This window comes from Nitrosospira sp. Nl5, from assembly GCF_900102495.1.
Classification (GTDB): Bacteria; Pseudomonadota; Gammaproteobacteria; order Burkholderiales; family Nitrosomonadaceae; genus Nitrosospira.
This window is the reverse complement of record NZ_FMVQ01000005.1, coordinates 86,753-102,941: the sequence shown is the minus strand read 5'-3', so window position 1 is coordinate 102,941 and position 16,189 is coordinate 86,753. Positions and strand designations below refer to the sequence as shown.

Sequence of the window (16,189 nt, the reverse complement as noted above, 5' to 3'; positions counted from 1 at the left end):
CGTGCTGACGAGCAATTGCAGGAACAATCAGGGACAAGCCAGGTTTCGCGGAATAACGAGAAGTCACTATGTCTCTGACACGGGCTGTCATATCACTGGGGACTATTAACCCTCATTTCTTCGGCATGTAAAGATCGGTAATCGATCCTTCCGCCATTTCGGCAGCAAAAAAGATCGTTTCAGACAAAGTCGGGTGCGGGTGAATAGTCAATCCAATGTCTTCCATATCCGCGCCCATTTCCAGGCTCAGCACCGTTTCACCGATCAGTTCACCGGCATTGACACCTACAATCCCCGCACCGAGGATACGCCGAGTCTTTTTGTCCAGCAGCAATTTGGTCAAGCCTTCGTCGCGGGCCATTGCGAGCGCGCGGCCACTCGCAGCCCAGGGAAATACCGCTTTCTCGTAATCGATGCCTTCCTTACCGGCTTCGGTCTCGGTTAAACCCATCCAGGCAATTTCCGGATCGGTGTAGGCCACCGAAGGAATGGCGCGGGCGTCGAACGCGGCGCCTTTTGCGTGTTCTCCACCCGCGATAATTTCCGCCGCAAGCTTGCCTTCGTGCGAGGCCTTGTGCGCAAGCATGGGTTCGCCGCAAATATCGCCGATGGCAAAAATATGCGGCACGTTGGTACGGAGCTGTTTATTCACGGGAATGAAGCCGTGTTCGTCCACCTTAACGCCGGCTTTTTCCGCGCCGATATCCCGCCCGTTGGGGCGGCGTCCCACCGCCATCAGAATGCGGTCGTAGATTTGCGGTTCGGGTGCCGGCGCGGTATTGGACGCGCTTTCGAATGTCACGCTCAAACCACTCTCTTGCGCCTCGATCCGGATGACTCTGGTTTTCAGATAGATTGCCTCATAGCGTTTCTGGATGCGCCGATGCAGTGGCTTGATAAGGTCCGCGTCCGCGCCGGGGATCAATTGATCCATCAACTCCACCACGCTGATTTTGCAACCCAGCGCGTCGTAAACCGTCGCCATTTCCAGGCCGATGATGCCCCCGCCAATGATCAGCATGCGCTTGGGAATATCCTCCAGCTTCAGTGCGCCAGTTGAATCCATGAGTCGCGGATCGTCATAAGGAAAACCCGGAATGCGCGCCGCGCTTGAACCCGCAGCGATGATGCAATGCTCGAATGACAAAGTTTTCACGCCCTCGCGTGTTTCCACCTGGATCATGTTGGGAGAGGTAAACCTGCCATGTCCTTGCACTACCTGCACCTTGCGCTGCTTCGCCAGCCCTGTCAGCCCCTTGGTGAGTTTGCCGATGATGGATTCCTTCCAGGCCCGCAGCTTGTCGAGTTCTATGGCAGGCTTGCCGAAAACAATCCCCTGGCGCTCCATTTCTTCCGCTTCGGTAACGACTTTCGCTATATGCAGCAGCGCCTTGGATGGAATGCAGCCGACATTGAGGCAGACGCCGCCTAGCGCGGAGTAACGCTCGATTAACACGACTTTCCTGCCGAGATCCGCGGCGCGGAATGCAGCTGTGTAGCCTCCCGGGCCCGCTCCAAGCACCACTATATCGGCATGAATATCGCCACGTGGAACATCCGGGGAAGAGCTGGCCGGAGCAGATTCTGGACTCACTCCCGCAGTTGAATTCTGCGGCAACTCGATCTTCTCCGCAGCGGAACCGGATGACGGAGCAGGCATTTCAGCCGGTGAAGTTGGCTCCGCCGATTCAGCCGCTGCTTCCAGTAGAAGGATAGTCGTCCCTTCCGAGACCATGTCGCCGATCTTGACCTTGATCTCCTTCACAACGCCAGCTTGAGGCGCGGGAACATCCATCGTTGCCTTATCGGTCTCCAGCGTAAGAAGCGGTGTTTCCTTTTCCACCGTATCGCCCGGCTTCACCAGCAATTCGATAACGGGAACGTGCTTGAAGTCGCCGATATCGGGAATCTTGATTTCGATAAGCTGTGTCATGACAACCTTATTTTGGGAAACTGAGCTTCCGCTGCTTGAAACGCCTATTGCCTGATGTGTCCATCGCCGAGCACAATGAATTTCTGGCTGGTCAATCCTTCCAGTCCCACCGGGCCACGGGCATGAATTTTGTCAGTGGAGATCCCGATCTCCGCACCGAGACCATACTCGAACCCGTCGGCAAAGCGAGTGGACGCGTTCACCATGACCGAACTTGAATCGACCTCACGCAGAAAGCGGCGGGCGCGGCTGTAGTCCTCGGTAACAATCGAATCGGTGTGTTGTGAACCATAAATCGCGATGTGTTCAATGGCTTGGTCAAGTCCGCTTACCACTCGAACGCTCAAGATCGGCGCGAGATATTCGGTATGCCAGTCTTCTTCCGTGGCTTCATTCATTTGTGCGACGATGGCACGGGAAGCCATGTCACCGCGCAGTTCCACGCCTTTGTCAAAATAGATTTTACATAGCGGAGGCAGCACTTCCCTGGCAATCCCCTCATGCACCAACAGGGTTTCCATGGTATTGCAGGTGCCATAGCGCTGCGTCTTGGCGTTGTCGGCGATGCAAATGGCCTTTCCCAGATCGGCTCCCTCGTCTATATAAACATGGCATACGCCGTGCAGATGCTTGATGACGGGGATACGCGCCTCGCTGGAGATACGCTCGATCAGTCCCTTGCCGCCGCGGGGCACGATGACGTCGACGAACTCTTTCATGGTAATGAGCTCACCCACAGCGGCGCGGTCGGTGGTTTCGATCACTTGTATCGCAGTTTCCGGCAGACCGGCAGCGTTCAGCCCCTCTTTCACGCAAGCCGCGATAGCCTGGTTACTGTGAATCGCTTCCGATCCCCCGCGCAGGATCGCCGCATTACCCGATTTCAGGCATAACCCGGCGGCGTCCGCAGTAACGTTGGGGCGCGCTTCGTAAATAATGCCGACCACGCCGAGCGGTACGCGCATTTTCCCCACCTGTATGCCGGCAGGGCGGTAATTCAGGTCGCTGACTTCACCGACCGGATCAGCCAGGGCGGCGATTTGAAGCAGGCCTTCCGCCATGCCGGCAACGCCTTTGGAAGTCACTGTTAAACGGTCAATCAAGGCAGAATCCAGCCCTCTGGCCTTCGCGCTTTTCACGTCCGCGGCATTGGCGGCCAGCAATTTCTGCTCGTCGCGCTTGATAGCCATCGCCATGGTAGTGAGTGCCTGATTTTTGACGGCGGTTTCGGCCTTGGCGATCAGGCGCGATGCAGTACGGGCCTCGCGTCCCACCGACTGCATGTAAGTCTTGATATCTATAATGTCCATATCACAACTCCATTTACGCAAAAATGATGGATGAGAAGATTTTATCGCTGATATGGGGCTGTGAATACAATTTAAGACAGGCACATGACAGGCTTCATTGTGCTGCCGTCGCCCGCCTATTGCCCAACGAAGGCCCTTGCTTACATATCGCAAATCGTAGCCCCAGTTGCAGCAATTCATCCCAGGCATCACCCTCCGCGACACCTTTGCTGATCCTGTCTATTCTCGCAACATGCAGCAAAGCCTGTATCAACTGCTGGGGACCGAGGCGCCGGGCCGCGCCTTCCATTGCTTTCTGCTGGTCACTCCACACTCTGGATTGCTTGAACAGTTGCATGAGCGGCTTGCCTGAATCCAGTCCTTTACGAATGGTGATCAGCGCGCGAATATGCCCGGCGAGTGTGACGACAATAAACGGCAACGCGGTGCCCTCGCCTTGCAGGCCTTCCAATATACGGGTGTAACGAACTGTATCCCCGGCCATCATCGCATTTGATAACTTGAAAACGTCGTAACGGGCAACATCCAGTACCGCATCTTTTACTTGGTCAAAAGATAACGCGCCCGCCGGGTAAAGCAGGGCAAGTTTCTTGAGTTCCTGATGGGCCGCCAGCAAATTGCCCTCCACCTTGTCTGCAAGGAATTGCAAGGTATCGGGGGAGGCTTCTTGTCTCTGCATGCCGAGACGGAGACCGATCCACGCAGGCAGACGCGTGCGTTCCACAGGAGAAACCGGAATCATTGCTCCCGCTTGTTCAAGCGCCTTGAACCATTTTGTCGCTGAGCCTTGTTTGTCGATTTTAGGCAAAGTAACGAGCGTAACAGTATCGGGTGGCAGTGAACGGCAATATTCTTCTATCGCTGCACTGCCTTGATTTCCCGGTTTGCCGGATGGGATGCGGATATCCATTACACGCCGTTCGCCGAACAGGGACAGGTTGCTGCTGCGCTGTTGCAAGTCCGCCCAGTTGAAGTGATGATCGATCGTGAAAATCTCGCGCTCGATGTACGCAGCCTCGCGTGCCCTGGCCCGAATTAAATCGGCAGCCTCGAACGTGAGCAACAACTCGTCGCCAAATACGGTGTAGAGCGGGGCAAGCTGTTGCTGAAGATGCCGGGATAGGTGATCGGGGCTAATATGCATGGTTAAACGAATTTATAGCAAACGATGACGGCATTTGAGGCCATCATCTGAATCCGCAGCTGGACGAGACGGCCGGAGTCAGGATGGCTTGGGCTTGGTTTCCGCTATTTTCACCGCTTCCAACCGCCGCAAAATCTGATCTGCGGAGTCGCTTTGCATTTCTCTGACGAGCATCGCTTCCTCTCCCTCTTTCGCGACGACTTGCGCGTCCGTAAAAGGAAGAATGCGACGCAAGGCGATCTCGTTGGTGGGGATGAGTTCCACTCCCTTGGCATCAATGAGGCGAAAAGAAACGCGGTAGAATAATTCGAATTCCCGCACCCGACCGCCTCCAGACACCGACATGATCTGTTTGTCATTCATGACGCTGATAATTTCCAGCGTGGCTTGTGCTTTTTTTGCATTATCAATAACACGGGTGGTGGTACCGGCTTTGATGAGGCGTTTAAGGTCTGTCCCAATAGGGTGCCCTTGCGGAAAAGAAACGTAAATGGTTTCAAACGGGAGCGAAGCCTGGCCCCGTAACTGGAAACCACAAGCAGCAAGCATGGAGCAGAATGCAACTAACACGATTTTGTTCATGACTGAATCCTCAAGTTTTGGATCTGATATTCTTACACGACAATATTCAGCAGCCTGCCAGGTACCAGTACCACCTTCTTCACTGCCTTTCCGGCGATAAATTTCTGCACCTGTTCGCTTTCCAGCGCAAGGCGCTCAATCACTTCACGCTTGGTATCTCTGGCAACACGTATCTGGCTGCGCAGCTTGCCATTCACTTGCACTACCAGTTCAATTTCATCCTGCACTAGCGCTGTGCTATCGGCTTGCGGCCACCGCTGGTCGAGGAGTTCGGTCCCCGGTTTGAGTTCGCGCCATAATGCATGACAGACATGAGGCACGATGGGCGACAACAGCAATACGATTTTCTCCAGCGATTCCTGCATCAGATTGCGTGCTTCCGGGCCCGGATCGTGCAGTTTTCCTAGAGCGTTCATTAACTCCATTACCGCCGCAATGGCGGTATTGAAGGTGTGCCGTCTGCCCAGATCGTCACTCACCTTGGCGATAGTCTGATGCAACTGAAAACGTAGGGCCCTATGTTCAGAGTCAAGTTCTTTGCCTTGCGCTGGACCCGGTGCTGGCACGCCTTGCTGTAAATGTTCGTACACTTGTTTCCACAACCGTTTCAGAAAACGGAACGCGCCATCCATGCCGGTATCCACCCATTCAAGGGTCTGCTCCGGAGGACTGGCAAACATCATGAACAAGCGCGCGGTATCCGCACCATATTGTTCCACCAGTTTTTGCGGGTCAACGCCATTGTTCCTGGATTTGGACATGGTACCCATGCCACCCGATTCAACTGGTTGAGCATCCGCCCGCAGTCTCGCGCCGATGCGCCTGCCTTGCTCGTCGATTTGAATTTCTACATCTGCCGGATTGAAGTAGGTCAAGCGCCCGGTTTCAGTCTTGCGAAACATGATCTCATTCAGCACCATACCTTGGGTCAGCAGATTGGCAAATGGTTCATCGAACTTTACCAAGCCGAGATCACGCATGACCTTGCTCCAGAAGCGAGAATAGAGCAGATGCAGAATGGCATGTTCTATACCGCCGATATATTGATCGACAGGCAGCCAATAGTCCACGCGCTCGTCAGTCATGGCCTCTTCCTGGCCAGCACAGGCATAGCGAATGTAATACCAGGAAGAATCGACGAAAGTATCCATGGTATCCGTTTCCCGCCGTGCGGGCTTGCCGCAGTCAGGGCACTGACACTCGTAAAATGACGGCGTTTTCGCCAGCGGATTGCCGGCGCCATCCGGCACGAGGTCCTCTGGAAGCACCACGGGGAGCTGGTCATCCGGTACCGGGACCACTCCGCATGTGTCACAATGAATCAGGGGAATCGGGCAGCCCCAGTAACGTTGGCGGGAAATGCCCCAGTCCCGCAGCCGGTAATGCACGCGTTTCTCGCCCAATGCTTTCTGTTTCAGCGCTACCGCGATGGCGTCCACCGCCGCCTGAAATTCAAGGCCGGAGAATTCACCTGAATCAAAGGTGACACCATGCTCCACATAAGCCTGCGTCAGGGGCATGGTCAGCTTAACATCACCCGGTTTGATCACTGGCTTGATCGGCAGCGAATACTTTGTTGCAAACTCAAAATCGCGTTCGTCATGGGCGGGGACGGCCATCACCGCCCCTTCACCGTAGCCCGTCAGCACGTAATTAGCGATCCACACCGGCAGCTTTGCTTCGGTCAGCGGATGGATGACAAACAGTCCCGTATTCATGCCTTTCTTTTCCTGACTCGCAAACTCAGCTTCCATTATGGCGCCGTGTCTGCACTCTTCAATGAATTCAGCGAGTTTTGGATTGCTTTTTGCCGCATATAGCGCCACCGGATGTTCAGCCCCTACAGCCACGTAGGTAACGCCCAGCAGCGTGTCGGCACGGGTGGTATATACCTTCAGTGCTTGCGGCATGCCGGAGCTGGCATCAGCGGGAAAAATAACGTCGATGCCAAAACTCTTGCCGATCCAGTTGATCTGCATCGTCTTTACCCGCTCCGGCCAGCCAGGCAGGATATTCAATGTTTCCAGGAGTTCGTCGGCATAGGCGGTGATCTTCATGTAATACATGGGGATTTCGCGCTTTTCCACTAGTGCCCCCGTGCGCCACCCGCGCCCGTCTATTACCTGCTCGTTGGCAAGTACCGTCTGATCAGCGGGGTCCCAGTTAACCGTTCCGGTCGTTTTGTAAGCCAATCCTTTTTCCAGCATTCGCAAAAACAGCCACTGATTCCAGCGGTAATAATCCGGCGTGCAGGTAGCAAGCTCGCGGCTCCAGTCAATGGCCAGCCCCAGGCTCTGCAGCTGTTTGCGCATGTATGCAATGTTGTCGTAAGTCCATTGCGCGGGAGGGACGTTGTTTTGTATCGCCGCGTTCTCCGCGGGCAGGCCGAAAGCATCCCACCCCATGGGCTGCAGCACGTTATAACCCTGCATGCGGTGATAGCGCGACAGCACGTCGCCGATAGTATAGTTACGCACATGCCCCATGTGCAGCTTGCCCGACGGATATGGAAACATCGACAAGCAATAATATTTCGGCTTGCCGGGTAGCTCGATGGCCCTGAAGGCAGCACTCACCTCCCAATGGCGCTGGGCTTCCTGCTCGATTTGCTGCGGATTATATTTTTCCTGCATAAAACTCCGCTTCGCTGCCCATGAAAAGCTAGATTATACCGCAGGGAGCGAGCATTCTCGCGGAGTGGGGAACTGAAAATTGAATGCCTTATTTACTGCGATTTCGGATGAGTTGCTTTAGCTCATGGAGGCAAAGCTGAAGTGGCTACGAATTCAGGCCTTTGCTCAAACTCAAGACTTCTGCCACGCCAGGCTCGAATGTTTCCTGGTCAAATGCCTTGTCGCCGTCGGGGACAGGCCCGTTTCCAGATTTGAGTCCCCGGAAATCGTAGAGCGCAGGATCCGCCAGGTGCGAAGGCTGTACGTTCTGCAGCGCCGTAAACATCGTCTCCAGCCTGCCGGGAAATTTCTTGTCCCACTGTTGCATCATTTCCTTCACCGCCTGGCGTTGAAGATTTTTTTGAGAACCACACAGATTACAGGGAATAATCGGAAAATCCTCAATCTCGGCGTAGGTTGCCAAGTCCTTCTCCTTGCAATACGCGAGCGGACGAATCACGATGTGCCTGCCATCATCGCTTACCAGCTTTGGCGGCATGGTCTTTAACTTGCCGCCGTAAAACAGGTTGAGAAACAGCGTTTCAAGAATATCGTCACGGTGGTGTCCCAGCGCGATCTTGGTCGCACCCAGCTCTCCCGCTACGCGGTAGAGTACGCCGCGGCGCAAGCGCGAGCAGAGGCTGCAAGTCGTCTTGCCTTCTGCAATGACGCGCTTCACCACGCTGTAGGTATCCTGTTCGACAATGCGGAAAGGTATATCCCTGCTCGTGAGGTAACCCGGCAAGACATGCTCGGGAAAACCGGGCTGCTTCTGGTCCAGATTCACGGCAATCAGTTCGAACGGTAGTGGCGCATGAGCCTGTAGATTGCGCAGGATATCGAGCAGCGCATAGCTATCCTTGCCACCCGAGAGGCACACCATCACCCGGTCCCCCGCCTCGATCATATTGAAATCGGCAATGGCCGCGCCGACAAGACGCCTCAACCGCTTGTGCAGTTTATTCATATCACGTTGTTCTTTTCTCGTTACGACTTCCATTACCCACCTCTTGACTTAAAAAATAAAGCATCGCGCAGCCAAGGACTCGAATCACTAAGGTGCGACTCGACGGAGTTTACATTTTCCCAGATCGGATGCAATTTGGACAGCCTACTTCGAGAAACTGTGGAATTGATTATCAATTCTCAAGGCGAAGCTTAGAAACCAGGGCAGCATATAAAAAAAATAGATAAGCAAATGAAATGTTATTAGTTTTAATTATAAGGAATTGCCGTTAACCTTCCTTCTCGTGGGCTGTTCAATCTCGGAAAATAGAAATGGCCATTCTCCCCGGTATCGTGGACTTGAAAGAAAAAATGACACCGGAACATGATGGCAAGCGGATACCGGCAGCAATCAGCCGACAGATCCTGTGTGCGATTGCCGATATTGAGTATGGCTCGGTCGAGGTGGTGATTCACGACGGTAAAGTTGTACAGATCGAGTGCCGAAGGAAAATCAGGGTCGATCGCAACGAGCCTCTCCGAAGAGATGTAATGCCGTGAATGAGAACTGCCGCGATGAACCCGGCACTCTGCATAAAGAACACCGACCATAAACTGGAGGTGCGACAAACAAATCATCGACACCTGACCGAAACAACGGAGGGGCGATTCGGGAAAGAGCATGAACTTTTACTGGGGAATGACACTTGCTTCTGTAATCGGCTTATTGCCGCTGAATTTCGTTCACGCGGAGGTGAACCGCACGCCATCGGAGAAATCTTTGCTAATCCAACCAACAGCGCAGCAGATAAGCCAAGCCGAAGCATCGGCTGCAAATAAAAAGCCCGTCAAATCGGCAAACGAGAATTTCAAATGGGCGATCAAACCTGCCGCTCCACCTGTTCCTAGACAAGATCTGTACTCGGATCGCGAGTACGACTGGTGGGAACGACCTGCTGCCAAAGGAGCAGCAAAAACAACCACGAGCTATCACCGCCGTGCCAACAGCTATGCGACGAATCCAGATTCCGATCCCCCAAGATACGTGCGCAATCTGAGCCAAATCGGTATTGAGGCATTCAAGGATATCACCTGGCTGGATATTGGTTTGGAATTTCGTACCCGCTATGAAATGCGCCGTGATGACATTCGGCGTGTTGAAGGCGGATTCGACAACCCCTTTTTCCTACGCTCCCGCGCATACCTGGGAATAAGGGAAATCCTCGACCCGTTCCGTTTTGCCGTAGAGTTTCAGGACTCCCGGGTTTACAACAACCGTTTTCCCACAACTGATCAGGAAAACAACCCGCATGACCTGATCCAGGGGTACGGCGAATTATATTTTGAAAACGCGCTGGGTGAAGACGATCGCAAGCAGAACCGGCCACTTAGATTCCGGGTAGGGCGTATGGCCTATGAAACGCTAGACCGGCGTTTCATCGCGCGCAACGAATGGCGCAATACCACCAATAGCTTCGAAGGCTTCCGCCTGAACCTGGGCCGGGAAGCCAATGACTGGGAAGTCGATTTGTTTGGTATGCAGCCAGTCAAACGTCTGCAAACCAGGTTTGACCAGGGCAACGAACACTTGTGGTTTTATGGTGCGATTGGCCATTGGCGCAAGTGGTCGGACATCATTACGTTGCAACCTTACTACATGGGTCAAAAGCAAACCGCTGATCCCAATGGCCATACGGCAACAAACCGCCTCGACCGGGAAATTCACATGCCGTCGCTGCGTGGCTATGGCAAGATTGGAAATCTGCTGGATTACGACGTCAATTTCAGCTATCAGTTCGGCACCCAGGGTGCCGAACGGTTTGATGCTTATGGTTACACCATCGAAATAGGGCGAAACTTTAACTACGCCTGGAAACCCCGTGTGAGCGCATTTTATGGATACGCTACCGGTGACCGTAATCCCAACGACAATGTGAATAATCGTTTTGACCGTTTTTTCGGTTTTGCACGGCCCTGGTCGGCGGATCATTACGTTATTTATGAGAATATCAAGGCCCCCAAAATCAGGTTTGACATTCAGCCGACTCAAAAACTGGGACTGGAAGCAGGCTACAGCTGGTTCTGGCTGGCCAGCAGCACAGATCGTCTCTTTGACTCCTTCGACGGCAATATCAGCGTCGTCAGGGATCCGGGTTTCAACCGGGATAGAACCGGGAGAAGCGGTGACGAGGTGGGGAGCGCGTTGGAAATGCGCTTACGCTATCAGGTCACGTCACGGATTAATACCACGGTGGGGTACACCCATTTCACCGCAGGCGACTTTGTAAAAAATGTAATAGCGGCACACCCTGACCATATCGCGCAGCGCTCAGGCAACACCGACTTTTTTTACGTCGAAGTGTTAATAAGCGCCTTTTAACAATCTTGAACAGAGTTACTCAATATCTCTTTAAAGGAAAAATCGTGAAAATCAAAACATGGCTGCCAACAGTCCTGCTCGCAAGTTTATTAATCAGTGGTAACACTTTCGCGGGCAGGACTTTACTCAATGTCTCCTATGATCCAACGCGGGAGCTTTACCAGGAGTTCAATGAGTCATTCATAAAACAGTGGCAGGCAAAGGCCGATGAGAAAGTAGCCGTCAAGCAATCCCACGGCGGTTCTGGCAAACAGGCCCGATCCGTCATCGACGGTCTTGAGGCGGATGTGGTGACGCTTGCGCTGGCCCATGATATTAATGCCATCGCGGAGCAGGCCAAACTGCTTCCGGAAGACTGGCAGAAGCGATTGGTGCGTAACAGCACGCCTTATACCTCGACTATTATTTTCCTGGTGCGGAAGGGCAATCCCAAGGGGATTAAGGACTGGAACGATCTTGCCAGACCCGGCGTGGCTGTGATCACCCCCAATCCAAAAACTTCCGGTGGTGCGCAATGGAATTACCTGGCGGCATGGGAATTTGGCAAGCGTAACTTCGGTGAAGCCAGGGCAAAAGAATTTGTCGCCGACATCTACAAGAATGTTCCAGTACTCGATTCCGGTGCACGCGGCTCGACCACGACCTTTGTAGAGCGTGGTGTTGGTGACGTATTCATCTCTTGGGAGAACGAGGCTTTCCTGGCAATCAAGGAGCTTGGGCCTGGGAAGTTCGAGATCGTCGTGCCATCGCTTAGCATTCTCGCGGAACCGCCGGTCGCGGTGGTGGACAAAGTGGTGGACAAGAAGGGTACGCGCGATCTCGCCGTCGCCTATCTACAGTATCTATATTCGGAGGAAGGTCAGGAAATCGCTGCAAAGAATTTCTATCGGCCTACCAATAGCAAGATTGCTGCGAAATATGCCGGTCAATTTCCTGCCATTACGCTTTTCACAATCGATGAAGCATTCGGTGGCTGGAAAAAGGCACACAAGGTTCACTTTTCGGATGGCGGAACGTTTGATCAGATTTATCAGAAGTAACTTTTTTTCGACGCGTGGGCACGACCACATCATTTCAGGAGCTAGCGTGACTGCATTAATCGTAGGAGGAGATTACACCCAGACATTGAAGCGAGAGCTCCTCGCGTACGGCTTGCGGCGCGTCGAACACTGGGACGGTCGGCAGCCACGATTTGCCAAGCGCCCGATTCCAAACAGCGCCAGACTGGTGGTCATACTTTACGATTTTGTTAGCCACAGCGTAGCGAATGCGTTGAAGCAACAGGCGAATAAGAATGGTGTGCCGCTGGTATTCTGCCGCGGTTCGACGCATGAGCTACGCCGAAAACTGGAAAGCATGGAATTGAGCAGGCTTCCCTGTCACCGGCTGCGATGATGCGGTCCGGTTCGGGGTATATGGACCTGACACAGTTTGCCGATGGCTCCCACTATCGTAATAAACGAAAGAAAGGACAGGGATGAACGCAAGAAAGGCGCACGATGCACTGACGCGTGTTCAGGCAACCGATGATCAGTTACAGCGATCTGAAGATGGCTGGATAGTCGGGCATTTCCTTAACAGCCGACTATCGAGTGTCTTCCAACCGGTCTTTGATGGAAGCCGGCGCAATGTCATTGGACATGCTGCTTACGTTCGTTCTGAATCAGGTGATAAGAACATATTGTCCCCTTGGAGTATTTTCACTTTGGCATCGAACGATACGCTACTGGTCAGCCTCGATCGTCTATGCCGCACGGTGCATGCGATCAATTACTTCGGCGCTGTCTCGGGGCAGGGCAATCTCTTTGTCAGCGTACAGCCACGCCTGTTGGAAAGCGTCAAGGACGATCATGGCCGCGCGTTCGAAAAGGTCCTCAATCTCATTGAAGTAGCTACTTCTCGCGTAGTCATCGAAATGCCCCTCGAGGTGAATCGTGACGCGAGGCTGCTCAAGCGTGTAATCAGCAACTATCGCTCGCGCGGATATCGGATCTCCGCGCACCCCAACGGGGCAAGTGGCACCTGGATGGCTGAGCTTGGCGCTCTGTATCCGGACATTGTCCGGCTGGATGCGTCTGCATTGTTGCAATATAACCATGCACTGCCACTACTGGATACCGTACATCGCTTCGGCGCCGCCCTATTAGTGCGAGATATCGAAACCAGCCAGCAGCTGGATGCGTCAGTTCGCGCCGGCGCTGATTTACTGCAGGGGCGTTTCTTGGGTGGGCCGGCCCCCATGCTTGCTTGAAACAGATGAGACTTATGACCCCTGGAACAGCACCGCCACGCGCATGAATAGTCAGTGCGACAAAATTTGGGTAATAGGATGAGAAAATTGCATTCATTCAAACAACATAGCGTGTTGCCGGGATTCAATCTGGCACTTGGATTCACCCTGGTTTATCTGAGCCTGATTGTGCTAATCCCACTATCGGCCGCGTTTATCCGCACCTCCGCGCTTACGTGGCCCGAGTTCTGGGCTGTGGTAACGACGCCGCGTGTAGTGGCATCGTATCGGCTGACATTTGGTGCCTCGTTTGCGGCTGCCCTGCTCAATGCCATATTCGGACTTCTGGTGGCCTGGGTGCTGGTACGCTATCATTTTCCGGGCAAGCGACTGGTGGATGCGCTGGTGGATCTTCCATTTGCGCTGCCGACGGCGGTCGCCGGCATTGCGCTAACCGCGCTCTATGCCGGCAATGGCTGGATCGGCCAATTTTTTGAGCCGCTCGGCATCAAAATCGCCTTCACGCCGGTCGGCGTTTTTGTTGCATTGACTTTTATCGGTTTACCGTTTGTCGTGCGTACGGTACAGCCAGTGCTAGAAGACATCGAGTCGGAACTGGAGGAAGCGGCGGCTACCCTAGGCGCGACCCGATTGCAAACGTTCTCTCGGGTGATTTTCCCCACCCTTTTTCCAGCGTTGATGACTGGTTTCGCACTGGCGTTCGCACGCGCGATTGGCGAGTATGGGTCGGTTATTTTTATCGCCGGGAACATGCCCATGATTTCCGAGATAACACCGCTTCTGATTATTACCAAACTTGAGCAATACGACTATACCGGCGCCACTGCACTGGCGGTCGTGATGCTGGTGATTTCATTTGTGATGCTGCTGATCATCAATTTGCTGCAATGGTGGAGCCGTCGAAGCGCGGCGATATGAGGACGTTTTCATGACAGCTATTGCTATTCCGGTCCCCTCCCGTATACGCCGGACAGTGGGCACGGATGAGCCTGCCTGGGTACGCCGGACTTTGATCGGGCTGGCGCTCGCCTTTCTGACATTGTTCCTCTTTGTGCCCCTGATCTCGGTCTTCTATGAGGCGCTAAAGAAGGGCGTGGATGTCTACCTGGCCGCCATTACCGAGCCGGACGCAGTAGCGGCAATCCAGCTTACCCTGACTGTTGCGGCGATCGCAGTGCCGCTTAACCTGATATTCGGCATAGCGGCCGCATGGGCTATCGCCAAGTTTGAGTTCCGCGGCAAGAACCTGCTCATTACACTGATCGACCTTCCGTTCTCGGTGTCCCCGGTTGTTTCAGGGTTAATCTATGTGCTTATCTTCGGCTTACAGGGGTGGCTCGGCCCGTGGCTGGCGGAAAACGATATCAAGATCATATTCGCGGTACCCGGTATTGTGCTCGCCACTATTTTCGTGACCGTGCCGTTTATCGCCCGAGAGCTGATTCCACTGATGCAGGCGCAGGGCACCGAGGAAGAGGAAGCAGCCGTGGTACTGGGTGCTAACGGCTGGCAGACCTTTTTCCGCGTTACACTCCCGAATGTCAAGTGGGGCCTGCTTTACGGCACCATCCTTTGCAATGCGCGTGCAATGGGCGAATTCGGTGCGGTTTCAGTGGTATCAGGGCACATCCGCGGCAGTACCAACACCCTGCCGCTTCATGTCGAGATCCTCTACAACGAATATAACTTCGCCGCTGCATTCGCGGTAGCATCACTGCTGGCACTACTTGCTTTAGTGACCCTCGCGCTGAAGACGTTCGTTGAATCCAGAAATAAGCAGTACCAGGAGAATGCCGATGAGCATTGAAGTACGGAATCTTTCCAAGCAATTCGGGAGTTTCGCTGCGCTGCGCGATGTCAGCCTGGAAGTGCATTCAGGCGAGTTGCTTGCGCTGCTCGGCCCTTCGGGTTCCGGCAAAACAACTTTACTGCGCGTAATCGCCGGACTCGAAGCAGCAGACGCTGGCCAGGTGCTGTTTCAAGGCGAAGATGCAACAAAGCACCATGTGCGCGATCGACAGGTCGGTTTTGTATTCCAGCACTATGCGCTGTTTCGCAATATGACGATTTTCGAGAACGTCGCATTCGGATTGCGGGTGCGTCCAAAAAGCATGCGCCCTGCCGATACGGAAATTCGCGATCGCGTACACAATTTGCTGAAGCTGGTACAGATGGACTGGCTGGCCGATCGTCATCCGCATCAGCTCTCCGGAGGCCAGCGTCAGCGTGTAGCTTTGGCACGGGCGTTGGCGGTGGAGCCAAAGGTCTTGCTACTGGACGAGCCTTTCGGCGCGCTTGACGCAAAAGTACGCAAAGAACTGCGTTCCTGGTTGCGGCGACTTCATGACGACATGCAGATTACAAGCGTTTTCGTTACTCATGATCAGGAAGAAGCCCTGGAAGTAGCAGACCGGGTAGTCGTCATGAATGAAGGCCGCATTGAGCAAATTGGCACGCCGGACGAAGTATACGAACAGCCGGCCAGCCCGTTCGTTTATGAATTTCTCGGCAAGGTAAATTTGTTCCATGGCCGATTGCACCAGGGGCGGGCCTGGATAGACGGTATTGAAGTTGATGCACCTGAGCACACTGAAGCCGAGGACGTCGGAGCCGTCGCATATGTCCGCCCTCACGATATCCACATTGACCGGGTGATACATGGCAGCGGCGCGCTTTCGGCCCATGTATTCCACATTCTCTCGATTGGCCCCGTGGTACGTCTTGAATTGATTCGGGACGACAGCAACGACAAGGAGCCAATACAAGTTGAAATCAGTAAGGAGCGCTTCCGAGAATTACGGTTGGTACGAGGAGATCAGGTCTTCATCAAACCTTCCCGCTTTGATCTGTTCCCCACTCAAATACACTGATCTAGTCCATCACTTTTCATCACTTATTCGGTACATCCGTTTTATTCGCGGTATCGCTTGTATAATAAAAAAGCCCCGGCTCGTAAGAGTCGGGGCTTTTTT

General features: G+C 53.8%; 14 protein-coding genes. 8 read left to right on the top strand and 6 right to left on the bottom strand.

The genetic code is table 11. The annotated features are described in order from the left end of the window. Window positions 1–112 precede the first annotated feature (112 nt). The 6 genes from lpdA to ttcA all read right to left on the bottom strand — a co-directional run bounded on the left by lpdA (window position 113) and on the right by ttcA (window position 8,641). Window positions 113–1,933: a dihydrolipoyl dehydrogenase gene (gene lpdA / locus BLP45_RS06930; RefSeq protein ID WP_090371116.1), complete on the bottom strand. Its 1,821-nt coding sequence runs from the start codon at window positions 1,931–1,933 to the stop codon at window positions 113–115. A gap of 44 nt (window positions 1,934–1,977) precedes the next feature. After that, complete coding sequence (locus tag BLP45_RS06925) at window positions 1,978–3,243, bottom strand: glutamate-5-semialdehyde dehydrogenase (RefSeq protein ID WP_090371114.1); 1,266 nt, start codon at window positions 3,241–3,243, stop codon at window positions 1,978–1,980. A gap of 94 nt (window positions 3,244–3,337) precedes the next feature. Beyond that, window positions 3,338–4,387 carry a DNA polymerase III subunit delta gene (gene holA / locus BLP45_RS06920; RefSeq protein ID WP_090371112.1) on the bottom strand — a complete coding sequence of 350 codons (1,050 nt, stop codon included), beginning with the start codon at window positions 4,385–4,387 and terminating at the stop codon, window positions 3,338–3,340. Window positions 4,388–4,465: 78 nt separating this feature from the next. Further along, window positions 4,466–4,969 carry an LPS-assembly lipoprotein LptE gene (lptE, locus tag BLP45_RS06915; protein WP_090371109.1) on the bottom strand — a complete coding sequence of 168 codons (504 nt, stop codon included), beginning with the start codon at window positions 4,967–4,969 and terminating at the stop codon, window positions 4,466–4,468. A 32-nt stretch (window positions 4,970–5,001) separates the two neighbouring features. Continuing rightward, on the bottom strand, window positions 5,002–7,602 hold the full coding sequence (gene leuS, locus BLP45_RS06910) for a leucine--tRNA ligase (RefSeq protein ID WP_090371107.1): 2,601 nt from the start codon (window positions 7,600–7,602) through the stop codon (window positions 5,002–5,004). A gap of 145 nt (window positions 7,603–7,747) precedes the next feature. Then, complete coding sequence (ttcA, locus tag BLP45_RS06905; RefSeq protein WP_090371105.1) at window positions 7,748–8,641, bottom strand: tRNA 2-thiocytidine(32) synthetase TtcA; 894 nt, start codon at window positions 8,639–8,641, stop codon at window positions 7,748–7,750. 278 nt (window positions 8,642–8,919) lie between these two features. Between ttcA and BLP45_RS06900 the strand changes: the two genes are divergently transcribed. The 8 genes from BLP45_RS06900 to BLP45_RS06865 all read left to right on the top strand — a co-directional run bounded on the left by BLP45_RS06900 (window position 8,920) and on the right by BLP45_RS06865 (window position 16,087). Next, entirely contained in the window at window positions 8,920–9,147 is a 228-nt protein-coding gene (locus BLP45_RS06900; RefSeq protein WP_256327734.1) for a YezD family protein, read from the top strand. Between the two features lie 121 nt (window positions 9,148–9,268). Next, complete coding sequence (locus BLP45_RS06895; RefSeq protein ID WP_090371103.1) at window positions 9,269–10,966, top strand: alginate export family protein; 1,698 nt, start codon at window positions 9,269–9,271, stop codon at window positions 10,964–10,966. 50 nt (window positions 10,967–11,016) lie between these two features. After that, the gene (locus BLP45_RS06890; RefSeq protein ID WP_218117964.1) at window positions 11,017–12,006 is read left to right on the top strand and encodes a sulfate ABC transporter substrate-binding protein; all 990 of its coding nucleotides are present in this window, start codon (window positions 11,017–11,019) and stop codon (window positions 12,004–12,006) included. A 46-nt stretch (window positions 12,007–12,052) separates the two neighbouring features. Continuing rightward, window positions 12,053–12,361 (top strand): DUF2325 domain-containing protein, encoded by a 309-nt coding sequence (locus tag BLP45_RS06885; RefSeq protein WP_090371099.1) that lies wholly within the window; start codon window positions 12,053–12,055, stop codon window positions 12,359–12,361. 82 nt (window positions 12,362–12,443) lie between these two features. After that, entirely contained in the window at window positions 12,444–13,217 is a 774-nt protein-coding gene (locus tag BLP45_RS06880) for an EAL domain-containing protein (protein ID WP_090371097.1), read from the top strand. 87 nt (window positions 13,218–13,304) lie between these two features. Continuing rightward, window positions 13,305–14,135: a sulfate ABC transporter permease subunit CysT gene (cysT, locus tag BLP45_RS06875; RefSeq protein WP_176754689.1), complete on the top strand. Its 831-nt coding sequence runs from the start codon at window positions 13,305–13,307 to the stop codon at window positions 14,133–14,135. A gap of 10 nt (window positions 14,136–14,145) precedes the next feature. Continuing rightward, a complete protein-coding gene (gene cysW / locus BLP45_RS06870) occupies window positions 14,146–15,024 on the top strand; it encodes a sulfate ABC transporter permease subunit CysW (protein ID WP_090371093.1) in 879 nt (292 codons plus the stop codon). After that, window positions 15,014–16,087 carry a sulfate/molybdate ABC transporter ATP-binding protein gene (locus tag BLP45_RS06865; RefSeq protein WP_090371091.1) on the top strand — a complete coding sequence of 358 codons (1,074 nt, stop codon included), beginning with the start codon at window positions 15,014–15,016 and terminating at the stop codon, window positions 16,085–16,087. Before cysW ends, BLP45_RS06865 begins: the two co-directional genes overlap by 11 nt. The last annotated feature ends 102 nt before the right edge of the window (window positions 16,088–16,189 follow it).